The sequence below is a fragment of the Pustulibacterium marinum genome (assembly GCF_900116665.1).
Classification (GTDB): domain Bacteria; phylum Bacteroidota; class Bacteroidia; order Flavobacteriales; family Flavobacteriaceae; genus Pustulibacterium; species Pustulibacterium marinum.
In genome coordinates, this window is sequence record NZ_FPBK01000009.1 from 40128 (window position 1) to 59649 (window position 19522).

Here is a 19522-nt window from a genome sequence, read left to right on the forward strand (position 1 = left end):
AAATTAATTTCTAAATGGTTGACTCATTGGATAATTTGGCCTATGGTTTGAAAAAAGTAAAATTTGCAAACCATTAACCTCTAATCCATATTTTAAATAAATCTGAACTGTGCCTCTTTCTGAATTTAGATTTATACAAAATGCACAAACATTAAAATCAGCACTACCAGAAGGATCTATACCTCTGTAATAGTTTTCTACGGTCAAATCCATAATAGCAGATTCTATATCTTCAACATCTATTTCAAACTCAATAGCTAATTCTTGTAATTCATTACTAGCCTTATTAGTAAATGTAATTTGAACTCCTTCTGAAATTCTTTTATGTGTTTCATCTATAAATTCTTGAATTAAAGAAACATTATCAATAGTATAAGGTAATTCAGTCATAGGCTTAGTTGTAAAATCTTTTTCAAAGGTACAAAAACAATACCACATTCCCAATGATTGGGAATTTTAATTTCATATTTAACACAATCATTTTTTAAATCTTTTCCAAAAGTCTGATTAACATTAGCATCTCCATCATAAGTTATATCACCAACCCCACTATAAAAAACAACAAACAAAGCACCAGTACCAATCCATACAATATAATTATCCACCTTGGGATGAGCTGTGATTTTTGTAACTTTTGCTTCAACTCTCTGATTTCTTGAAATTCACGTTCCAATCGTCTATTCTGTTGCTCCTGTTTATCTTCAATAAGTATTCTGATTCGTTGTAATTCTCTTTGCAGCTGTGGTTCTTTTAACTCCTCTGCAAATGTTTTCAATTCTGCTACTGAAGAAGAAAAGGAATGTACTTCCTCTTCCAGTACTACTAATAAGTCGTCTAATTTTGCCATCGTTTCTTGTTTTAATATTCAATACCTCGGTCTTTACTCGCTGAGATTACTTTACTCACTACTTTATTGGCTAATGTTTTCACTATAGCCGGATTGAGCTGTACTATCTGACTAGCGATCTTCACCGCTTGAATCGGATTGATATGCTTACTTCTGCTAGGCGCTTGGTAAATACCTTTCACAATCTTACTTCCGGACATCGCTCTGTTTACTTCACTCCCTTTTAGGTTTTGACCTTTGTACACAAATCGGAATCCTTGCAGTTCTTTGGATTTGTTGATATACGGTTTCACTTCCACCCCTTGCTTTTGCATGCCTTTCATATACGTATTCAAATCTCTGGGACGTTCCCGCATCACTTGCTGGTGCTTTTCCATGATCTGATTTCTGGTAATCCTCAAATTGAGTAGTTTTTCTTCTTGACGCTCTCGGGCGGTAGTTAAGTTCATTTCTTGAGCCACCCGTTCCGCAGCCTGTTGGCTTCGTTTGCCGACAAACTGATCGTTATACGCCTTCCCTTCAAAATCAATTCGATTCACATACAAATGCACATGCTTGTGCTCTTTGTCCTTATGCACAAAAGCAATTGCTTGATGTTCCTGTAACTTCATCTCTTTGATAAAAGCTTCTGTGATTTTTCCCAGCTCTTTGTTGTTGAGTTTCTGTCCATCTTCAATAGCCGGACTGAGCACAAAACTGAGCGTATTCTTTTCACAGTTGACATTCTGTTCCTGGATCATTTCAAACTCTTTGGTGATTTCTCTGGGATCATCCCCAACCAATAGTTCACGGTACACAATCTCCGCATCTTTCTCTTGGTTCCATCCATACGCCATTGATGCTTGTGTATGTGCAATGGCTTTTCCTTTTCCTATCATTTTTGAAAGTTTTGTAAATGATTCTTGATAGCTTCGCTAAGCTTTTCTACTTCCTGAGACAATCTCGGATTGCGCTTGCGAAACATATTTCCAATTCGTTTAAAGTTGATCTGATATTGTACCAACGTGCGGTACAAATCAATCTGTTCTTCGCTGAGTCGTTCGATAATTTTATCCTCCAACGCAGCCCTTCTGCAATATTCACTTAAGGTCAATCCAGCTCGTTTTGCCTTGGCATTGAGTAGCTTCTTTTCAAACCGTGCACATCGAAATTTGACCAGTGCATTCTTATTCCTTTTCATCTTCTCTTTTTTACTTCCTTTGCAACCATCGGGAGCAAAGCAAGATGTGTTTGTGGACACAAAGACACATCTTGAATTCGTTACTCAGCAATGGCTTCGTTCCTCATGCGTCCACCAGTCATTGATGTCCTTAAAATCTTTGTAGAAATCAGATCGATCCCAAACCTTGGGATGTACTGATTGTATAAATTCTGTAGCCTTTCTTCCGGCAACATCCCGATCCAAATACAGATGCAACTCACCATACCCCAGCAACTGTTCCCGTACTTTAGTAAGCAATGCCGTTGAGTTCAACACCAACCAATCAAACCCATATATTTTTTCCTTTTTCATGGAAATGAGGGAGAGCATGTCGAACCAGCCTTCACAAATCAACAGGTTGGTTTGAGCATGTACTCCCCAACTGCATGCTTTAGGACGACTGCTCAACTTTGCATACTGACTTCGAAGTTCAAAACCACCTTTGCTATTTTGGAAACCTAAAGCAAAACGGTTTTGTTCTTTGATCCTATAGTGTACTTGTTTCGCATACCGTCTGATTAATGTTTCTGAAATTCCTCTGGATTTTCCATACCGAAACAAAGCAGGATGTGAAACCGCAGTCACTCGAGTAATTTCCAATTCCTCTTTCTGTATGATCTGCTGCTTTTCAATACGGTTGAGTTTTGGAACCATGGTAAGCGTTCCACTTAATTGACAAACACGTTCCAATACTGTACTGATGTCCACTTGCCAATATTGTTGTAATAGATCAATTAGATTTCCGCCTTGCCCCAATCCGAAATCATACCATCTATTAAGTCTTTTATGAACCTTGAAAGAGGCTTGTGTCTCTGACCGCAATGGACTCAGATACCAAGCTTCTTTCTCCGATGTTTTGGTGGGAAAGTGTCCGAGTTGTTCCAGCACCGTAGTAATGGAATAATCACGGACGTTTTCACAGTTTATTTTTTCTCTTTTCATTTGCCCAGTAATTTGTAGTGATATTTTGATGAATCGATGAGAAAGTGTGCTCAACCCTTACCAATACAGAGATGTTGCCGTCATCGCTCCGCATCACTTTTTTATTTTTCTCTTTGAAAAGCCCCTTTTCTGTCATCAGTATTTTTTTTGATGACAAAATGATGCTACTTTGATATTTCTCTTAACCCTTATAAATACAAGGATTATATTAAGTTGTCATCACGTCATCGAAATTCTGTATCAAAAAGTCCTTATCGATAGAATAATAACGACCTTTTCCTTCTCCAAGCACGACATCACCCGTCTGTAAAACAATGAATTTTTGATACTTATTAGAATTCGACTGATTTGTCAATTGCCAAGTAGTTTTTAGAATCTTCCTGAGCTGTGTCAGATCCGTTTTCACTCGTGTTCGATTCAGCATCTGCATCAAATCAAGCGGACAAAAATCAATGCTATCCCAATCAAAAAGTTCCATGATTGTTAATAGTGTACTCGCTATTTCTTTTTCCACTCGATTGCGATTGTTCCGAATCAGCCGTAACAATGCCGGTGTTTTAATTTCTGCAAACTCAAACCACATACGTGTTCTCCGTTTCGTACTGTAGGTTCGCTGGTCAAGCATATGGAGAAAGGCCGGAATCTCAGCTTTCAACTTTTCAAGAAATGAAGTGTCTTCTTCAGAGAATACTGGAACTTTGATCACCCAAAAGCGGGTTTCATTCGGATCTATCTTAATGAAGCTATCTTCATTATTACTACAGAGAACAAACTTGCCAAAGAAATCCATCTCCCTTTTGTCCTTTCCCTTAGCTTCCATTTTATTGGTACTAGCGGTACTCAGGTATTTGATACGCTCGGTTAATTCTTCTTTATTGAACAGCACTTCATCAATACAGATGAGAAGTTTATTGGTCCAATCAGAGTTGAATTGACTGCTAAAACTATCGTTGGTTAAAAAAGTCATATTCCCTTCAAAAATGAGTTTTAGCCATTTGAGAAAAGTACTTTTCCCTGTACCACGTTCCTCGGACACCAAACACAGAATGGGTAAAATTTGAGTTGGCACCAAAAACAGTAGTTGGAAGTAATCCAATCCCATTTCATATTGCGTTCCAAAGATGTGTTTTATAAATGCCAGGGAATGTTCACAAGATCCTTCTTGCATTTGATGACTCATGGGGGCATACCGATTGTAAAACTTATGGAATTCCCGCTCATAATCCAAATGACGTGGAATACACGTAAATCCATCAAACTTGGGTACATTACTCAAGTAGTTCTTGCCATGATCTTGTCGGATGGTTTCTATATTCCAAACCACCAACTCTTCATTAAAATCGCCTGATATGGAAGGAACTCGAACCAATTTGTAGTAGACAGTTCCCACACGTACATAAGGTATATATTCCATAATGAATTGGAATTACGAACGTGACTTCTTGCGATTCTCATACAGTTGGCGTTCCAACTGCTCTTCCAGATACTCATCCGAAAGGTTCGGATTGCCCATGAGCCATTTATCAATCTCCTCCTTATCAAAAAACTTCTGACGCAGGTACGGATTATTACTAGTCGGAATCAACTTTAGGGAAGTAAGCTTATATATCTTACTAGAGGAAAGTCCGGTATAAGCTACCAGTTCCTTTACATTCATGGTGCGTTTTTGATGTGCCAGCAGGGTTTTAATCTCTGACAATAGCGTTACAATTTTGTTTTGATCTTCCATTAGAATCTGATTTTAGATTATTAAAAAAAGATCATTAGCTAATGATTCACTGTATATACTTCCACAAACATAAAACAGCAAAACACTATGAGTCAATACAGTAATAAAGAATTATCCTTTATTATGCTATCATTATGCTTTATTTTTTAAGAAGGGGATATACCAAGTACTTTTTGCACAAAAAAACGTTGTTCCAAAGCTCGTTTTTTGTCCAAACTATACTTCCAAGTAGAATAACTAGTCTGCAAGGTATTGGACTTTATGGGCTGTCCATTCATCAAAAAAGAAGTTCGGAGAAAGAAAAAGAAGGTCTTTTTTTCTTCCGTAGTCAACGACTGAATACCGCCCTCAATCAGCTCATCAAACAAGAAAAAGAGAATCCGATGGTTTGAAGAATCCATACTCCGGTTGGTCATTGTATAATTAATAGGACTATCCACTTCCTTACCATTCAACAGCAATTTAAAATTATGCTGACTGGTTTCATCAAACCCTAATAAATCCAACTGTAATTTTTCTTTTGATACTGCAACCATAGCAAAAGGATGGCGCTCTTTTTGGCGTATGCGTTTGGCTTGGTAATAAGCCGCCACCAATACCAAAAGCAACCACATAATTGGAATAAGAAGTAAAAATTGTAAACCAAAAGAAACCGAACTAACACTCCCCAATAAAAGCACTAAAGCAAAGCTCCCTAACACAAAGAAAATCCGGTACGAGATTTTACTTGGTAACACTACTTCCAACAAATGTTGCCACCATTGTAACCCCACCGCCATTTTGTTTCCTAAAAAGTATACAAATCGTTCCATATGCCATCTGCATTTTGTTCTTTCTTAAGTTACGAAATGCAACCAAATGAAACCATAGGCAAAGTAGCTACAATTAGCATCAATTAACAGTAAATAAAATGGAAAGGGTGGTTTGGGATTCTGAGAGAGCTAAATATTCTCATATTAAACAAATGAACTACCACACCACCTAATCACTTTTTTTATTATATTTTTAATTAAAATTAATTTACTATTTAAAATGAAAGAGGAAGAGATAAGTTTAAACGATTTCATCAAGGTGATAAGTCTTCATAATACTAGTAGTGAAATTGATGCGTTACAATTCTTGACCAGCCTAAATCCAAAAAAAAATAGTAGTCATAAAGATCCTATTTAACATATTAGATGATTTAAGAAATATAATAGGTGCTTATGTTATTTTTGTTTCAGATAAATTTGATGGATATCCACCAAATCAAAACCCTATCCACAATAGTTTTAATTTTGTATTCAAAAAAAATGAAGCTTATAGAATTAAATATATATATGAACTCAAACATTCATACTATGAAGTATTTGATAAACTTGATATTGAATATTTAGGAAGCGGTAAATTGAAATATTATCAACATTTAGGTAATTGTGAGTTAGCAATTATTAGTAAACCTAACGATGAATCAAATATAATCAGCTTAGACAATATATTAGATTGGTTGAAATTTGATTACGATCAAGTATTTGAGTATCCTCGCGGCGTTATAATAGGAGAAATAAAGAATCTATATTCATCTATCTTTATGGAACTACCAATACACAGCTTATTTCATAATTCAGATTTAATTGAAATTTATTTTGACAAATTGAATTATGATAGTCGAACTTACTGGAAACGAATCATGTCATTGAATAAATATCAAGCATATATAAAAAACGGCACTTTATTTATACATTGTTCTTATGAATATTATAAAGGTGACAATCCAAGAGATGGTATTGCTGAATTCTGTATTGAAATAAAGAAATTGATAACTATTTTAAAATAATTATTGATTTAAGTCTTTAACAGAATTTACTAAATTTATAAGTTTGGTATTATATTGTTTACAATATATAACTCAGCTTTCCTCTTGTCGAACTTATCATTTTTCCTATTTCGCAATAATAAAATACTTGATGTTTTACTGTCTATATACTCAAACTGTTCAGGGCTAAAATACCTCCTAATATAAAGATGATATACTTTGTAACGCTTTGTATTAGCTACTGTTCCATCAGAATTTATATTTTTTTTATTCTTTTTAGCATCCATTTCACTGATCTTTGGGGCTCCCATAATGCCGAATGAAGCAATACTATCATTTTTCGAAATTTCCCTAATAATTTTAAGTATCGTATTTAAAACTTTAAGGCAATTCATATTTCCCAAATGTTCCTTTCCACTTTTATCAGTTTTATCTTCTTTAGAATATGCCATTGAGTATTTGTCTCTAGATATACTATGTCTTTTCAAGAAAAACTTCACAGCATATATATTATAATCATAAAAAAAAACTTCAACGATAACTTTATCATTGAAGTCATTTGTAAATCTGTAAATATCGTAATTAGGCTTAGCCTTTTTATTCCTATGTACTCTTTGAAAGGTAAATGTATTCATTTAATATCCTACACATAATAAATTTAAAATGCAAGATATTCGTATGCACGAGCTCTATTATTGTTTACATCTTCATTTGGAATGCTTACAAATTTGTGACGTGTTGTTTTAGAGAAACTTTTTGTATTTACTGTTTTTAAAGAGCTTCCCTTCGCTTTTTTTGACAGTTTACTCATCTTTCAATTTTTTAATCTTTTAGTAAAAAGTTGTTATTGTTGATGTTGCTATTAGACTACAACAAAGAGATTATATATAACTATATAATCTTTTTGTTCTTAATTACTGAACAAATATATATGCTGAGCCCTGAAATTAAACATAATATGGTCTTAAATTCGATAAACAACATATCTATTTAGATTAATTCTAAATAAAACATGCTTTTCAATCAGACTAGTTGTTAATAATCAACATTATTCTTGTTAATATCTTCACTCAAATATTTGTACTATAAAGCATAAAAAGTTACAATTTCATTTTTCCAGCTCTTTTACTTTCCCCAAAAACCTTCTTAAGTTTTTGAACATCATCACTAAGCTTACGGTCAACAATCTTAGCATAGTGTTGCGTAGTTTTTAGTGATTTGTGGCCAAGCATTTTACTTACGGATTCAATAGGTACTCCATTGGATAAAGTAACGGTAGTAGCAAAAGTATGGCGAGCCACATGAAAAGTAAGATTCTTATTAATCTCACAGATATCGGCAATCTCTTTAAGATAGCTATTTGTTTTTTGGTTGCTAGACATCGGTAACAAAGGCAAACCTTTTTGCGCTTCATCATAATATTTAGCAATAATATGTTTGGCTGCCGGAAGTAAAGGAATATTACTTACGGTTCCGGTTTTGGTACGCTTTACTTTAATCCATTGTTCACCATCAATTCCTAAGATGATATCATCATGGGTTAATTTGGTAACATCTACATACGCCAGTCCGGTAAAACAAGAAAATATAAAAGCATCCAACACCTGCTCCAAACGTTCATTGGAAAGTTCCTTTTCTATCAGTTTATTCAATTCCTCTTTGGTCAAAAACTCTTTCTCAATTTCCTGAGTTCGTAACTTGAAATTGTAAAACGGATCTTTCTCTATCCAACCATTGGCATAACAAATACGAATTACCTTTTTTAAATAGGATAAATACTTCATTGCTGAGTTGTGGGAAACGTTTGCCGTAGTTTTTAGGTAGTAAATAAAACTATTGATATACTTTACATCAATATCTTTGACCAAATAGTCCTTTCCAGAATAGGTTGCCAAATTAAAATCAGAAACATGACGCTTCGTAGTTTTGTAACGCTGCAACGTTCGCATGGTATAGTCCTTCCCTACCAATTTTTCCATCTTAGCATTATGCTCGTCAAACACCTCAAGAATGTGTTTTCTGGAATCGTCTTTCCCTAAATAACGGTTGCGAAGTTTTAAGGCTGTAATATCTTGTTGCTTATCCATCATATCTTGATAAGCTCGATATACATTCTTCTTAATCATGTCCAGGTTTCGGTTTACCTCCTTGGTAGTAGGTGAAGTACCCATTAATTTATTAGCCTTGGCATTCCACTTCTCCAAACGCACCTTTAAAAAGGTGCTTAATTCGGAGCGCTCTCCATTATAAGTAATGCGTAAATAAATAGTACCAACGTCTAAATCTTGCGCTTTACTTTTTCTTATATAGAATAATATGGATAAAGGCCTATAGTCAATTTGTTAAAAAAATTAGACCAAGTGCCAATGTACGTGTTCAATTTAAGACTTGATTGTTTACTTTTCAAAATCATAAAAATTAAGCCCCACTTCTTCATTCTTCACCTTTATAACTTTCTGATTGAGAGGGTAGATGAAAAACTCGCCTGCGCCGCGTATTTTTGCATCCTGTAAATGTCCGGCCAATGCGGTATAATCTCTCCTTCCGAGTGTTGCGTGAATGTGGAGCAGCGGTTTACCTTCCACTTCGGAGATATTACCGGAAAGGTTGGAGATCTCCATTTGTTCTGTAAATGTCTTATCGACATATTTTTTTGTAGTGGGATCAAAGAAACGTAAAGTCGCTTCATTTGCAGCGCCGATTCCTGTAATTTGGCCAGCCTGAATATTCTGGTTTTTCACAAAATCGGTAAGCGCATCAAGGATGCTGGTTTTATCTTTTACGCTTACAATATAGTTGTCGCCTGCTTTTCTCGCAGTCCAAAGGGTTGATTTCAAATTTTGTGCATTCATAACGTTGGTGACAAAAATTAATGCCAGTGTGATTAAAATATATTTTTTCATAATAATTTTTTTGAGGGTTAAAGTAATGTTGTTAGCATTGGAGAATAAATCATAATAAAAAAACTTATTTCCAATACTTTTTTATACCGTCGTTTTTCCCTAAAAGCGGATCGTCAGAAGGAAAAGGAACTTTTTGTATGTTTTTAACCGATTGGGCGTGCTTTGATTTTTCTTCTTTTACCAGATCATAATCCATTCCGTTCGGATAAGCGCCTACAACGGTAAAATCTTGGAAATGCGAAATACATTTGTGGCCTACGCCTGCCGGAATAATGAGGATGTCGCCTGCTTCCACATTCAGTTTTTCACCGTTTGGACCGCCCATATGTAGCAGCGCATTTCCCTGGAAAACACCCAAGACTTCGTGCGAAACGCTGTGGTAATGGTGAAACGGATAAACGCCCCAACGCCAGGAATTGTACCAGTTATGGTCCCTGAATTTTTTCTCCAGAAAATCAGCACCGGCGTTTCCCCGCTCGCTGAACGCGTTTTTATATACTAAAAGCGGGAATTTGCTGTTGGGGATAATGCCGTCATCTTTAAAGTAAAAAGTTTTAACTTCCATATTTTCCAAATTCAGTATTCCTGTAATGCTGAAGAAAGGCGTCGCCGCGATTCCAAATGACGATAATTGTATAAATCTTCTTCTTTTCACGTTTGCATTCTTGAATCAACTTTATCCAAAAAAATCACTTCCATTGGCTCTGCGAGCAGTTCTTTCTGCTGGTCGCTCCAGATTTTCAAGTGGTCAGATTTTAGGTGTTTATCCAGTATCTCCCGGCTTTCCCATCTTTCGTAGAAAAAGAAAATTTCCGGTTTGTCCTGATCCTGGTGCAGGTCATACTGGATGCACCCATCTTCACTATGCGTAGGCTCCAGCAGTGCGGTCATTGCTTTCTTTGTCTCATCTATTTTGTCGGTTTTCGCGACGCTTTTGGCGATTACGTATATCATTTTTTGAATTTGATTATGGTCAAACAATTTTCTTATAATCTTTAAGTTATTTCTACTAGTTCAAACCGGTTTCCCCACAGGTCGCGGAAAAAAATCCTTTCCCGCCCTTCGATTTTCGTTGACCGGGAAATGTCTATTTTTTGAGATTCCAGGTAAGTTTTTGCGGCTTCCAAATTTTCTACAACCAAGGCGAGATGTCGGTTGCTTTCGGAATTATTAATGTTTTCTTCTTCGCGGATGTGCAATTGCTTGTCGCCCAGTTGGAACCATTCTGCCGTAGGTGTATGATCCTTGGCGATATAATCAAACCCGAGAATTTTTGTGTAAAAATTGACCGCTTCAGCTCTGCTGCCAATTGGAATGCTAATCAAAACGTGATCTATGGTTTTTACTGTGAGTTTCGACATTGTTAATTTATTTTTCCGGTGTCCATCTTTGCAGTTCCGGATCAGCAAGCCCATCGGGATAAGTAATCAATTCTAACAGGCTTCCCCAAGGGGTTTTTCCGTAAACCCCTTTGTTGCGGGGAGCATCTTCCACTCCCGCCAACGGATGTATTTCCGACAGCAGTTCGCCGCCTGCTATTTCAAATTGTTTGGCGGCTGTTTCAATATCATCCGTGTACAGACAGAAGTGCTGCAATCCATAATCATTCAGCTTTGCCGGATCATTTTGGTTTGTATTTTCAAACTCAAACAGTTCTATTGTCGCCGATTCTCCAATCTGTACCAGCCTCATATGCACAATCTTTGCGCCTTTCGGGATGCCCAGTTGCTGCTCGGTTAGTTTGCCTTCCATTGGCTTGTCATTTTCAGGTTGCACATCGTACAAAACTTCTGCGTCAAAAGCTTTTATCAGAAAATCCGAAGCGTCATTTACATTTGGAACGGTAATACCGATGTGGTCTATCCCTCTTGAAATTTTAGTTTTTTCCATCATATTTATTTTTACTCATCTTTTCCTGACTCGGGTTTCCATCTCCTGAGTGGCGTTGTCTTTTCAATTTCCAGTTCAGATGGATAGGTGATCAGTTCCACAAAGCTACCCCAGGGAGCCACTGTGTACATAAACTGATTGCCTTCTCCGCCTTCACGTCCGAGCATTTCATTCGGGCCTTTCAAAATACGTCCACCAGCAGCCAATACCTTTTGTTTTGTTTCCTCGATATTGTCAGTATAGACGGCAAAATGCTGCAATCCTATATCCGTTGGTATAATATCTTTCTTGCGATTGCCGGGAACCTTCATCTCAAAAAGTTCGATACAGGCACCATCACCAATCCGCATCATACGCATATGGACAATGGCTGAACCCTTTGCAAGACCAAGTTTGGCTTCGGCATCAACGCCTGTTTGTGGTTCATCAGCAGGCACAACATTATCATAGATTGTTACTGCACCGAAAGCTTTTTCTAAATATGTGGCTGCAGCTTCCAGATCAGGTACTGTAATACCGATATGGTCAATTGCCCGCACTTCTGATTTTTGATAATTCATAATAATACTATTTTTAGTTGTTCAATGGGATTTTTAATACTTGATAGGGCTGTGTCCTCAGATCTTTGCCATCGTTCATATTCGGAAGACGGTGCCATTGCCCGATGGTTACGTAAAGAAAACCATTTTTCACTGCCATTCCATCCGGCCAAATCAGACGTGGGTCGTAGGCAACAAGCGATACATTCCCTTGCGTGTCTTTTTTGATGATGCTGTAGCGGGAAGCGTCACCGAAATAAATACTACCTTCTTCGTCAATGGCAATACCGCCATTGGAAACAATTTTTCCTTCCCATTTGATTTCCTTTCTCAAATCAAAATCCGTAAGCGTAAAGTCACTGATTTTATCGGTAGAGATGCTATAATAATCCGGATTGGTCGGCGTAGTCCAAATGAGCTTTTTAAAATCTTTGCTTAATTCTATCCCGTTCACGCCGCCTTGTGGCATCGTTGGTTTATCAAAGTTCAAAACGTGTGGTTTGCCTTCCACGTAACTTATAAAACCTTTTACAGGCGACACCTCGGGAATATCCTTAAACACTTCTCGCAGTTCCCCACTTGCCACGTCCAGTACTATAAGCGATTGGTCAGGTTTTGAAAAGCCATTGTTGGTAATATAGATCATTCCTTCCTTGCCGTGTGTAGGGTCGTAGCGCAGGTCGTTCAATTGAATGGATTCCCTGAAAAATGGCTTGGGGATAGGAATGTTTTTAATGACTTTTTTTGTGTTTATGTCTACCGCAACAACCTTTGTGGAGCCATCAGGAATACCATCTATACCGGCTCTTTTGCCCTGGTCAAGTATCCAGAGTGTGTTTTTGTACAAGGTGATGCCCAATACGGAAACCAAATGGTTTTTATAATCCGAATTTACATTTTTATTGATTTCTGAGTTCGGGAAGGCTACCATCTTTTGTCCTGCCATTTCTACAACCGATGGCAGCTGATGATTTTCGCCTCCACGGGGAAGTGCCAGGAAAACCCTTCCGTCATCGCTCACTGCGACACCGGCTGCTTCCTTTTCGAGTTGGTACTCCAAACTGATATTTTTTGGTATTTGATTTGGCATTTGTGAAAATGTTTTTTTGCTGACGGAAAGCGCCAGGACGATTGCCGCCATTTTTATTGAGTTTTTCATAATTCAATTATTTTATACTCCATTGAACTGCTTCTCAGGTCTTCTATCAATTCTAATATCTGCGGTCGCAAAGCTTCAAAAAGCGGATGGTTCTTTTGTCTAATAATTACTTTTGTAAACAGTTTAAGGCCAACTGCAAATTCAAGGTCTGTCACTTCTTTACCGAACAAATTCTTATCCCGTATGGCATTGAAGATGTGTAAGAGGGCATTGTAGTTTGCCAAATCAAAGCCTATTAAAGGTTTTGTTCTGCACCATTTTTACGTTCCCAATTTTTTGGCTGAATTTGATATTTATTGTTTCTTTTTTCCGTTTTAAACTTTGGGGATTGCCACATTTTCCAAAATCAATTGCTGTTTTTTCAAATCGTCCCAAAATTCATTAGGAATTTTTACACCGAACGAAGCTGCATTTTCCGTTGCCTGCTGAATAGTGTGCGAACCAGGAATAACGCCCGAAACAATGTCAGGAGCTGCACAAAACTGCAACGCTGCGGTACGCAAATCGACATTGTGTTTAGCTGCAACTTTCTGTAGCGCTGCCAGCTTTGCTTTAACGCCAGACGGAAAATCAGGACTGTATAGATAGCGGTCTTTTCCCGAAAGAAAGCCGGCACAAAGCGGTGAGCCGATCACAAAAGAAATGTCCCGCTTGGCAGCCTTCGGAAAAACCTTATTAAACAATTCATCGTGTTTGATGAGATTGTACTGGCAGGCCGAAAGGAAAATATCAGGGTCGGCAACATCAATGGTTTTTAAAATCGGTTCAATGGTATTCACGCCTAAACCCCAGGCTTTAATCAAGCCTTCTTCACGCATTTTGGTCAGTTCGGGCATTGCACCTTTTGCAGCGATGTCAAAATACTTTAACCAGTCCTGCTTCATATCGCCATTGTCGGGTGAGAGGTCGTGGATGAATATAATGTCGAGCGTAGAAACGCCCAAACGTTGTAAACTGTCTTCGACACTTTTCCTTACGCCGGCAGCAGAATAATCGTATCTATAGGAAAAATTAAGCTTTCCATACCATAGGCTTCTTTCCATCTTGAAATCTTCCTTCGGCGAAAGTATCCTGCCAACTTTCGATGAAAGTGTAAATTCTTCCCTTGTTTTGTCTTTCAAGCTGATCCCCATCCTTCTTTCGCTTGTTCCCAATCCGTACCAGGGTGAGGTATCGAAATAACGGACACCTGAATTCCAGGCTTCTTCAACCGCTTGTATGCATTCTACGTCGGGGTTCACGTGAAAGCCATTGCCCAGTGCAACGCCGCCCATCCCGATTTTTGTTTTCGGGCGGAATCGTGACGATTCAGACTGTAGAAAATGGTTTTCGATTTCGTCTATCTTTATATCTTCCATAGTTTTTTTATTATTGGGTGAAATTGCAGAAGCAGATAAGCCTGTTGTTGCAAGCCCCGCTGTTGCGAGGGTTGATTGCAGTAAAAACGTTCTTCTATCCATACCGTTCACTTTTAGTTATTTTGCTAAAGGCTCTTTACTTACTTCTTTCCCTGCTTTATAAACTGAATTGATATTTTCAGTATTCTTAATATCGTTCAACGGATTCGCATTCAAAATGAGGAAATCTGCTGTTTTGCCGTTTTCGATGGTTCCAAAATCTTTATCGATACCAATAGCTTTTGCCGCATTTTTGGTCGCAATGGTTATCGCCTGGCTTGGCGTCAAACCTGCTTCTACCATTAATTGCAGTTCCAGGTGTTCGCTAAAACCTTGTGCCCTCAGGAACATCGCTCCGCTATCAGTCCCAAATGCCACAGGGATACCGGCATCAAATACCCTTTTCAGGTTTTGCAGTGCCGTCTTAAAAGCTTTGGTATTTACTGTAAAGAGCGGACTGTTTTTAAGTTCGTTCTGATAAGTTTCGGACGTAATCTTTTCGTAAACTCCCGGCTCCAATGAGTTTCTGAAAAATTCGTTATTCAGCCATTCCGGTTTTTTGGCGTAGATGTAAGCAAATTCATCCAGCGAAAGCGTAGGTATATATGTAACGTGTTTAACTTTCATTTCCTGTAAGGTGGCATCGTCAATAACCTTATCACGAACGCTGTGACCGATGATGTCTGCACCATCTTTTACCAATTGCTGCAGATCGCTCAGGTAGTACACGTGTGCGGCAACCCTGAGGTTTCTTTTGTGTGCTTCGTCAATGATTTTTTTATAAATGGCCGGATCCATTTTTTTTGGATATTTCCCATTGAAATCATCTACCCAAAGTTTCACTACCGTTGGTTTTACTTTTACGAGGCTGTCCATTTCTGCAGCAATCTGGTCGGGTGAAGTCGGTCGGTAAACATAGTCCATTCCCACTTCTTTTGGCGGTGCACCGTTGGGAACGCCAAAGCCGTAACCGGCGCTGTAAAACCGTGCCCCTTCCAATGTTCCTGCAACCGATTTATCACGCAACCCGCTTTCAAAAATCAGCGGGCGGTCGCTCCCCATAGCCAGCACGTTCAAAACACCATAATCCTGGTATTTTTTCAGCTGGTGCATAATATTTTGGTCGGTATAATGATCGCCCGAATTGGTCGTTCCCTGTAAAAGTCCGATGTGTACGTGCGCAGAAATCAATGCCGGCATCAGGAACTTACCCGTCAAATCAACCGTATTAGCAGCTTTTTCGTTCAGGTTTTCGCCAATTTTGGTAATTCTTCCATCTTCCACAAGAATGTCGCTCACCTTTGCATCGTCACCATTACCGGAAAGAACAGTGGCGTTCTTAAATAACGTCGAATTTTCACCTGCTTTCTTTTCGCTGCCGCAGCCGAAAAACGCAAGCAATGTCAGGCACAATGCCGATAGATTGATTAATTTTTTCATATTTCTATTATTTAATGATCAACTTTCACTACATCCGGCCATTCGTTAGGCAGTTCGCCGCTGAAGCCCATTACAGGCAGCTCACAGATAATGGAAACGTCTTCTGGTAAAAGTTTAAAATCGAAAACTTCCAGATTTTCAAGTATTCTTTCACTGGTGGTCGATTTTGGAATGGGTACAGCACCGAGTTCAATAATCCATCTTAAAGTCACCTGTGAAACTGTTTTGCCGTATTTTTCTGCAATTGACCGCAAAATTTCATTATGAAAAATTTTTCCCTTTGCCAAAGGCGACCACGCTTCTACCAATATGGAAAGGTCGTTGCAGAGTTTCGTAACTTCCGGCTGCCAGTAACCGGGATGAAATTCAATCTGATTGACCGCCGGAACCACTTTTGCCTTCTCCAGAAGCGCGTCCAGGTGTTTTTTCCTGAAGTTGCTCACGCCGATCGATTTTATTTTGCCTTCGCTTTGCAGCTCTTCCATTGCCCGCCACGTTTCGGAATTGGCTTTTTGCCAATTGTCGTAATTTTTTGTATTGGCAGGCCAATGGATCAGGTACAGATCTACATAGTCCAGCTTCAGCTTTTCCAAAGATTCTGCAAAAGCTTTTTTTGCACTTTCATAGCCAAGGTTTTCACGATGCAACTTTGTGGTCAGAAAAATTTCATTTCTGGGTATTTCGCTTTCTACAATGCCTTTGCCTACCGCCACTTCATTTCCATAGATAGCAGCTGTATCCAACAAACGATAACCGTTTTGAAGTGCAAATTTTACACTGTCAATACCTTCTTGCTCGGCAGCTTTGTAGGTGCCGAAACCCAATTGTGGTATTTTATTACCATCGTTCAGTGTGATTTTATCTATCATATTCCTTACTGTTTGTGTTACTCAGGAACCTTGATTTTCATTACGAGATAAGGTGGTTTGCGCAGATCCTTTTTGTTGTTGAAGTCCGGAAGCCGGTTCCATTGCCCGAGGGTTACATACAAATAACCATTGCGAAATGCCAAACCATCAGGCCATACATAGTTTTTGGTGTCGTGTGAAACGGTTTCGTAATTCCCATCGGGAGTTCTTTTTACCAATGATTGTTGTTCAAAGGCACCGAAGTAAATATTGCCATTCTCATCTTCCGCCAGGCCATCGCAAGCCGGATGCTGACCCTCAGATTTTATGGCGGCTTCAATTTCCATTTCCGGCTTCTCAAAATCACTTAACACAGCAGTTGGTAAACTATACATATTCCTTCCGGAAATGGTTGTCCAGTATAAGGTCTGGTTGTCCGGGCTGATGGAAATACCGTCCGCACCACCTGCAGGCAGACTGTACTGTTTATTTTCCCTGCGTCTTGGTTCTCCTTCCAGAAACGCCATAAAGTCAGGCTCGGGAGAAGTGGACACGTGATTTCGCAATACTTCCTTTACCTTTCCCGAAGCCACATCAATAATAACCAACGAAAAATCGTTTTTAAAGCCAGAATTAGCAATGTACACCGTACCGCTCTTACCGTGAGAAAGGTCAACACGAAGATCATTGAAATGAGCCGTGCTGCGCAAGGTTGGTTTCGGAATAATCAACGAATGCAAAATCTTTTTTGTCTTAATGTCAATGGCAACCACTTTCGCCGCCCCTTCAGGTATTTCATCTGTTCCTGAACGTTTTCCGTCGTCCAATATCCAGAGTACGTCATTTTTGTCCATATACATTCCGTGTGGCGACACCAGCCAATCTTTTACCGGCTTTGCAGAAGGATAAACAAAGTTCTTGTCTGGCCAGGGCGCTAAATTGCCGTCTTTCAATTCTGCCAATGCAAATTCCTTGTGATTGTCTGCGTGTCTGGGGAAGCCGAGAAAAACCCTGTTGTCCGAACTCACGGCAATGCCCGACATATCGGGATTGGGCGGACTGATGCGGGCAATGACCTCATAGTTTTGCTGCGCCATTATCATTTGGGTTTTTAGGATGAGTAAAATAACCCAACTTAATTTGATCCATTTTCTCATTCGTTCTATAATTTTATGTGTTCTATCAATTCAAATCTGTTCCCGAAAGGGTCACGGAAAAAACAACGTTCCCTTCCTTCAATTTCGGACGAAAAGCTGATTGCCACCTGCTTTTCTTCCAAAAATTGTTTTGCCTGCATTAAATTCGAAACGGTAAAAGCCGGATGCCTATCGGAATGGCTCTGATGACCGTCTTCCTCCCGTAAATGCAACTGGATATCGCCCATTTCAAACCATATTGCGCCCCGTGGATGATTGCCGGAGATTTCTTTTAACTGTAACACCTCGGCATAAAATTGACGTGCCGCTTCTTTCGCTCCATGTGGAATAGTGATGAGTATATGGTCGATATTTTTTAATAAGTGGTTCATTATTCGATATTCAATATCTTTTTTAATGCAATGTGCATCACCGAAGGATCCACATCAACGCCGGTCCAATATTTTATTCCAATTACACCTTGGTTTACCAGCATATTCAGGCCGTTTACAGTCTTGCAACCTTTGGCAGAAGCCGTTTTGAGCAAATGCGTTTGCGGCGGATTATGGATGCCGTCTGCTATTACCATATTGGGCAGGATACTGTCAAAATCGATGTTAAGTTGCTGGTCCACATTTGGAAACAAGCCCACGCTGGTAGCATTAATTACGATTTCGGTATCGGGGGAAATGCTGTACTTTTCTGTCCAGGGATGATAAACTGCTGTTACCGGCGTATTTTTGTTCAGATTTCTCACTACTTCTTCGGCTCTTTCATTGGGACGGTTTACAACTGTAATAGTTGCAGCGCCAGCCAATGCCAATTCCACCGATACGGCACGTGCTGCACCGCCGGCACCAAAAAGTGTAATTTTTTTTCCAGCAGGGTCGACCACTTCTTTCAATGCCTGAACAAAGCCTTTACCGTCTGTATTTTCGCCAATCCATTTACCGTCACGGTTGACGATGGTATTGACCGCACCGATAATCCTGGCCGATTCGCCCAGACCGTCTAAGTATTGAATAACGCTGACTTTATGAGGGATAGAACAGTTGAAACCGGCCCAACCCATTGCTTTGGCACCCTCTACGGCCGCTTTCAGGTTTTGCGGGCTCACTTCGCAATTCAGATAACGGAAGTGCAAGCCGTGATGGCGGTAGGCGGCTTCTACCATCGCTACGGTTGGGTTTTCTGCCGCCGGCTGGGCAAAAGAACCCGTAATTGCCGGCAAAAAATCTATAAACGGTTTATCCATTTGTTTAATAATCTAATTCGTTACTGTTTGTAATAGTCTTTAGATATTTCTGTGTTCCAACTACAAATCCTTTTAATTTACTTGTGTAATGTGCTTACAGTGTTTAAGAATGTCACTTTATTATCTTGGCATTTACCTTGCAATTGTTTTCCGAAATCTTTTGTATGCTGCTGTTCTTTATGGGATACCAATGCTGCTTCATCTTTGAAAATCTCAAAAAGGACGACCGTGTTGTGCGCATCTTTTTTGGTGGAAAGAGAAAACAGCAAACATCCCGGCTCTTTGGATGCCTCAGCCTGGATAGTTTTAACAGCATTCAAAATATCTTTTTCATAACCTTCTTTTGGCGTTATCTCTGTGATAGCAGCCAGCGTGCCTTCTATTTTTTTCTGTGCCATAGCATTTATATTGTACAACATGAGTGTTGCAATGAGTATTATT

27 protein-coding genes are annotated in these 19522 nt (G+C 38.9%); 1 reads left to right on the forward strand and 26 read right to left on the reverse strand.

Translation table 11 applies throughout. From position 1 onward, the window contains the following. Positions 1 to 3: 3 nt before the first annotated feature. The 8 genes from BM383_RS12080 to BM383_RS12120 all read right to left on the reverse strand — a co-directional run bounded on the left by BM383_RS12080 (position 4) and on the right by BM383_RS12120 (position 5531). Positions 4 to 390, reverse strand: a complete 387-nt coding sequence (locus BM383_RS12080; RefSeq protein ID WP_093025403.1) for a hypothetical protein — start codon at positions 388 to 390, stop codon at positions 4 to 6. Between the two features lie 142 nt (positions 391 to 532). Then, on the reverse strand, positions 533 to 847 hold the full coding sequence (locus tag BM383_RS12090; protein WP_093025405.1) for a DUF6730 family protein: 315 nt from the start codon (positions 845 to 847) through the stop codon (positions 533 to 535). A gap of 11 nt (positions 848 to 858) precedes the next feature. Then, positions 859 to 1725, reverse strand: a complete 867-nt coding sequence (locus BM383_RS12095) for a relaxase/mobilization nuclease domain-containing protein (protein WP_093025406.1) — start codon at positions 1723 to 1725, stop codon at positions 859 to 861. Then, entirely contained in the window at positions 1722 to 2027 is a 306-nt protein-coding gene (gene mbpA / locus BM383_RS12100) for a mobilization protein MbpA (protein WP_093025407.1), read from the reverse strand. Before mbpA ends, BM383_RS12095 begins: the two co-directional genes overlap by 4 nt. Positions 2028 to 2111: 84 nt before the next feature. Next, positions 2112 to 2990, reverse strand: coding sequence for a toprim domain-containing protein (locus BM383_RS12105; protein WP_093025408.1), 879 nt, complete (start codon positions 2988 to 2990; stop codon positions 2112 to 2114). 208 nt (positions 2991 to 3198) lie between these two features. Further along, positions 3199 to 4404: a primase-helicase family protein gene (locus BM383_RS12110; protein WP_093025409.1), complete on the reverse strand. Its 1206-nt coding sequence runs from the start codon at positions 4402 to 4404 to the stop codon at positions 3199 to 3201. 12 nt (positions 4405 to 4416) lie between these two features. After that, complete coding sequence (locus BM383_RS12115) at positions 4417 to 4719, reverse strand: helix-turn-helix transcriptional regulator (protein ID WP_093025410.1); 303 nt, start codon at positions 4717 to 4719, stop codon at positions 4417 to 4419. A 146-nt stretch (positions 4720 to 4865) separates the two neighbouring features. Next, a complete protein-coding gene (locus BM383_RS12120; RefSeq protein WP_093025411.1) occupies positions 4866 to 5531 on the reverse strand; it encodes a hypothetical protein in 666 nt (221 codons plus the stop codon). 575 nt (positions 5532 to 6106) lie between these two features. On the opposite strand from BM383_RS12120, the gene BM383_RS12125 reads away from it, so the two are divergent. Then, positions 6107 to 6535 (forward strand): hypothetical protein, encoded by a 429-nt coding sequence (locus BM383_RS12125; protein WP_093025412.1) that lies wholly within the window; start codon positions 6107 to 6109, stop codon positions 6533 to 6535. Positions 6536 to 6570: 35 nt separating this feature from the next. On the opposite strand, the gene BM383_RS12130 is transcribed toward BM383_RS12125, so the two are convergent. The 18 genes from BM383_RS12130 to BM383_RS12210 all read right to left on the reverse strand — a co-directional run bounded on the left by BM383_RS12130 (position 6571) and on the right by BM383_RS12210 (position 19479). Beyond that, on the reverse strand, positions 6571 to 7149 hold the full coding sequence (locus tag BM383_RS12130) for a hypothetical protein (protein WP_093025413.1): 579 nt from the start codon (positions 7147 to 7149) through the stop codon (positions 6571 to 6573). A gap of 23 nt (positions 7150 to 7172) precedes the next feature. Beyond that, the gene (locus BM383_RS18845) at positions 7173 to 7325 is read right to left on the reverse strand and encodes a hypothetical protein (RefSeq protein WP_177229114.1); all 153 of its coding nucleotides are present in this window, start codon (positions 7323 to 7325) and stop codon (positions 7173 to 7175) included. A 289-nt stretch (positions 7326 to 7614) separates the two neighbouring features. After that, complete coding sequence (locus tag BM383_RS12135) at positions 7615 to 8853, reverse strand: site-specific integrase (RefSeq protein WP_093025414.1); 1239 nt, start codon at positions 8851 to 8853, stop codon at positions 7615 to 7617. Positions 8854 to 8910: 57 nt separating this feature from the next. Next, the gene (locus BM383_RS12140; protein ID WP_093025415.1) at positions 8911 to 9417 is read right to left on the reverse strand and encodes a PPC domain-containing DNA-binding protein; all 507 of its coding nucleotides are present in this window, start codon (positions 9415 to 9417) and stop codon (positions 8911 to 8913) included. A 64-nt stretch (positions 9418 to 9481) separates the two neighbouring features. Further along, on the reverse strand, positions 9482 to 10072 hold the full coding sequence (locus BM383_RS12145) for a cupin domain-containing protein (RefSeq protein WP_093025416.1): 591 nt from the start codon (positions 10070 to 10072) through the stop codon (positions 9482 to 9484). Then, positions 10069 to 10371, reverse strand: coding sequence for a putative quinol monooxygenase (locus BM383_RS12150; RefSeq protein ID WP_093025417.1), 303 nt, complete (start codon positions 10369 to 10371; stop codon positions 10069 to 10071). The genes BM383_RS12145 and BM383_RS12150 overlap by 4 nt, the downstream gene beginning before the upstream one ends. A 41-nt stretch (positions 10372 to 10412) precedes the next feature. After that, complete coding sequence (locus BM383_RS12155; protein ID WP_093025418.1) at positions 10413 to 10778, reverse strand: VOC family protein; 366 nt, start codon at positions 10776 to 10778, stop codon at positions 10413 to 10415. 7 nt (positions 10779 to 10785) lie between these two features. Beyond that, positions 10786 to 11307, reverse strand: coding sequence for a VOC family protein (locus BM383_RS12160; RefSeq protein WP_218157935.1), 522 nt, complete (start codon positions 11305 to 11307; stop codon positions 10786 to 10788). A gap of 11 nt (positions 11308 to 11318) precedes the next feature. Further along, positions 11319 to 11867 (reverse strand): VOC family protein, encoded by a 549-nt coding sequence (locus BM383_RS12165; RefSeq protein ID WP_218157936.1) that lies wholly within the window; start codon positions 11865 to 11867, stop codon positions 11319 to 11321. A gap of 13 nt (positions 11868 to 11880) precedes the next feature. Beyond that, complete coding sequence (locus BM383_RS12170; protein ID WP_093025420.1) at positions 11881 to 13005, reverse strand: L-dopachrome tautomerase-related protein; 1125 nt, start codon at positions 13003 to 13005, stop codon at positions 11881 to 11883. Continuing rightward, positions 13002 to 13241 carry a DUF3861 family protein gene (locus tag BM383_RS12175; protein ID WP_093025421.1) on the reverse strand — a complete coding sequence of 80 codons (240 nt, stop codon included), beginning with the start codon at positions 13239 to 13241 and terminating at the stop codon, positions 13002 to 13004. Before BM383_RS12175 ends, BM383_RS12170 begins: the two co-directional genes overlap by 4 nt. A gap of 78 nt (positions 13242 to 13319) precedes the next feature. Then, the gene (locus BM383_RS12180; RefSeq protein WP_093025422.1) at positions 13320 to 14465 is read right to left on the reverse strand and encodes an aldo/keto reductase; all 1146 of its coding nucleotides are present in this window, start codon (positions 14463 to 14465) and stop codon (positions 13320 to 13322) included. A gap of 15 nt (positions 14466 to 14480) precedes the next feature. Further along, positions 14481 to 15842: an amidohydrolase family protein gene (locus BM383_RS12185; RefSeq protein ID WP_093025423.1), complete on the reverse strand. Its 1362-nt coding sequence runs from the start codon at positions 15840 to 15842 to the stop codon at positions 14481 to 14483. Positions 15843 to 15853: 11 nt separating this feature from the next. After that, positions 15854 to 16711, reverse strand: a complete 858-nt coding sequence (locus tag BM383_RS12190; protein ID WP_093025424.1) for an aldo/keto reductase — start codon at positions 16709 to 16711, stop codon at positions 15854 to 15856. A 17-nt stretch (positions 16712 to 16728) separates the two neighbouring features. Next, positions 16729 to 17847, reverse strand: coding sequence for an L-dopachrome tautomerase-related protein (locus BM383_RS12195; protein ID WP_093025425.1), 1119 nt, complete (start codon positions 17845 to 17847; stop codon positions 16729 to 16731). 5 nt (positions 17848 to 17852) lie between these two features. After that, the gene (locus BM383_RS12200; protein ID WP_093025426.1) at positions 17853 to 18218 is read right to left on the reverse strand and encodes a VOC family protein; all 366 of its coding nucleotides are present in this window, start codon (positions 18216 to 18218) and stop codon (positions 17853 to 17855) included. After that, on the reverse strand, positions 18218 to 19081 hold the full coding sequence (gene aroE, locus BM383_RS12205) for a shikimate dehydrogenase (RefSeq protein WP_093025427.1): 864 nt from the start codon (positions 19079 to 19081) through the stop codon (positions 18218 to 18220). Before aroE ends, BM383_RS12200 begins: the two co-directional genes overlap by 1 nt. Positions 19082 to 19158: 77 nt before the next feature. Then, positions 19159 to 19479, reverse strand: a complete 321-nt coding sequence (locus BM383_RS12210; protein ID WP_177229116.1) for a putative quinol monooxygenase — start codon at positions 19477 to 19479, stop codon at positions 19159 to 19161. Between the last annotated feature and the right edge of the window lie 43 nt (positions 19480 to 19522).

What these genes read in the sequence shown, in the direction of transcription:
- BM383_RS18845 (WP_177229114.1), bottom strand. Translation starts at nt 7,325, where the DNA reads ATGAGTAAACTGTCAAAAAAAGCGAAGGGAAGCTCTTTAAAAACAGTA.
- BM383_RS12105 (WP_093025408.1), bottom strand. Translation starts at nt 2,990, where the DNA reads ATGAAAAGAGAAAAAATAAACTGTGAAAACGTCCGTGATTATTCCATT.
- BM383_RS12165 (WP_218157936.1), bottom strand. Translation starts at nt 11,867, where the DNA reads ATGAATTATCAAAAATCAGAAGTGCGGGCAATTGACCATATCGGTATT.
- BM383_RS12155 (WP_093025418.1), bottom strand. Translation starts at nt 10,778, where the DNA reads ATGTCGAAACTCACAGTAAAAACCATAGATCACGTTTTGATTAGCATT.
- BM383_RS12115 (WP_093025410.1), bottom strand. Translation starts at nt 4,719, where the DNA reads ATGGAAGATCAAAACAAAATTGTAACGCTATTGTCAGAGATTAAAACC.
- BM383_RS12095 (WP_093025406.1), bottom strand. Translation starts at nt 1,725, where the DNA reads ATGATAGGAAAAGGAAAAGCCATTGCACATACACAAGCATCAATGGCG.
- BM383_RS12130 (WP_093025413.1), bottom strand. Translation starts at nt 7,149, where the DNA reads ATGAATACATTTACCTTTCAAAGAGTACATAGGAATAAAAAGGCTAAG.
- BM383_RS12170 (WP_093025420.1), bottom strand. Translation starts at nt 13,005, where the DNA reads ATGAAAAACTCAATAAAAATGGCGGCAATCGTCCTGGCGCTTTCCGTC.
- mbpA (WP_093025407.1), bottom strand. Translation starts at nt 2,027, where the DNA reads ATGAAAAGGAATAAGAATGCACTGGTCAAATTTCGATGTGCACGGTTT.
- BM383_RS12120 (WP_093025411.1), bottom strand. Translation starts at nt 5,531, where the DNA reads ATGGAACGATTTGTATACTTTTTAGGAAACAAAATGGCGGTGGGGTTA.
- BM383_RS12195 (WP_093025425.1), bottom strand. Translation starts at nt 17,847, where the DNA reads ATGAGAAAATGGATCAAATTAAGTTGGGTTATTTTACTCATCCTAAAA.
- BM383_RS12080 (WP_093025403.1), bottom strand. Translation starts at nt 390, where the DNA reads ATGACTGAATTACCTTATACTATTGATAATGTTTCTTTAATTCAAGAA.
- BM383_RS12210 (WP_177229116.1), bottom strand. Translation starts at nt 19,479, where the DNA reads ATGGCACAGAAAAAAATAGAAGGCACGCTGGCTGCTATCACAGAGATA.
- aroE (WP_093025427.1), bottom strand. Translation starts at nt 19,081, where the DNA reads ATGGATAAACCGTTTATAGATTTTTTGCCGGCAATTACGGGTTCTTTT.
- BM383_RS12150 (WP_093025417.1), bottom strand. Translation starts at nt 10,371, where the DNA reads ATGATATACGTAATCGCCAAAAGCGTCGCGAAAACCGACAAAATAGAT.
- BM383_RS12190 (WP_093025424.1), bottom strand. Translation starts at nt 16,711, where the DNA reads ATGATAGATAAAATCACACTGAACGATGGTAATAAAATACCACAATTG.
- BM383_RS12160 (WP_218157935.1), bottom strand. Translation starts at nt 11,307, where the DNA reads ATGGAAAAAACTAAAATTTCAAGAGGGATAGACCACATCGGTATTACC.
- BM383_RS12180 (WP_093025422.1), bottom strand. Translation starts at nt 14,465, where the DNA reads ATGGATAGAAGAACGTTTTTACTGCAATCAACCCTCGCAACAGCGGGG.
- BM383_RS12090 (WP_093025405.1), bottom strand. Translation starts at nt 847, where the DNA reads ATGGCAAAATTAGACGACTTATTAGTAGTACTGGAAGAGGAAGTACAT.
- BM383_RS12185 (WP_093025423.1), bottom strand. Translation starts at nt 15,842, where the DNA reads ATGAAAAAATTAATCAATCTATCGGCATTGTGCCTGACATTGCTTGCG.
- BM383_RS12140 (WP_093025415.1), bottom strand. Translation starts at nt 9,417, where the DNA reads ATGAAAAAATATATTTTAATCACACTGGCATTAATTTTTGTCACCAAC.
- BM383_RS12200 (WP_093025426.1), bottom strand. Translation starts at nt 18,218, where the DNA reads ATGAACCACTTATTAAAAAATATCGACCATATACTCATCACTATTCCA.
- BM383_RS12110 (WP_093025409.1), bottom strand. Translation starts at nt 4,404, where the DNA reads ATGGAATATATACCTTATGTACGTGTGGGAACTGTCTACTACAAATTG.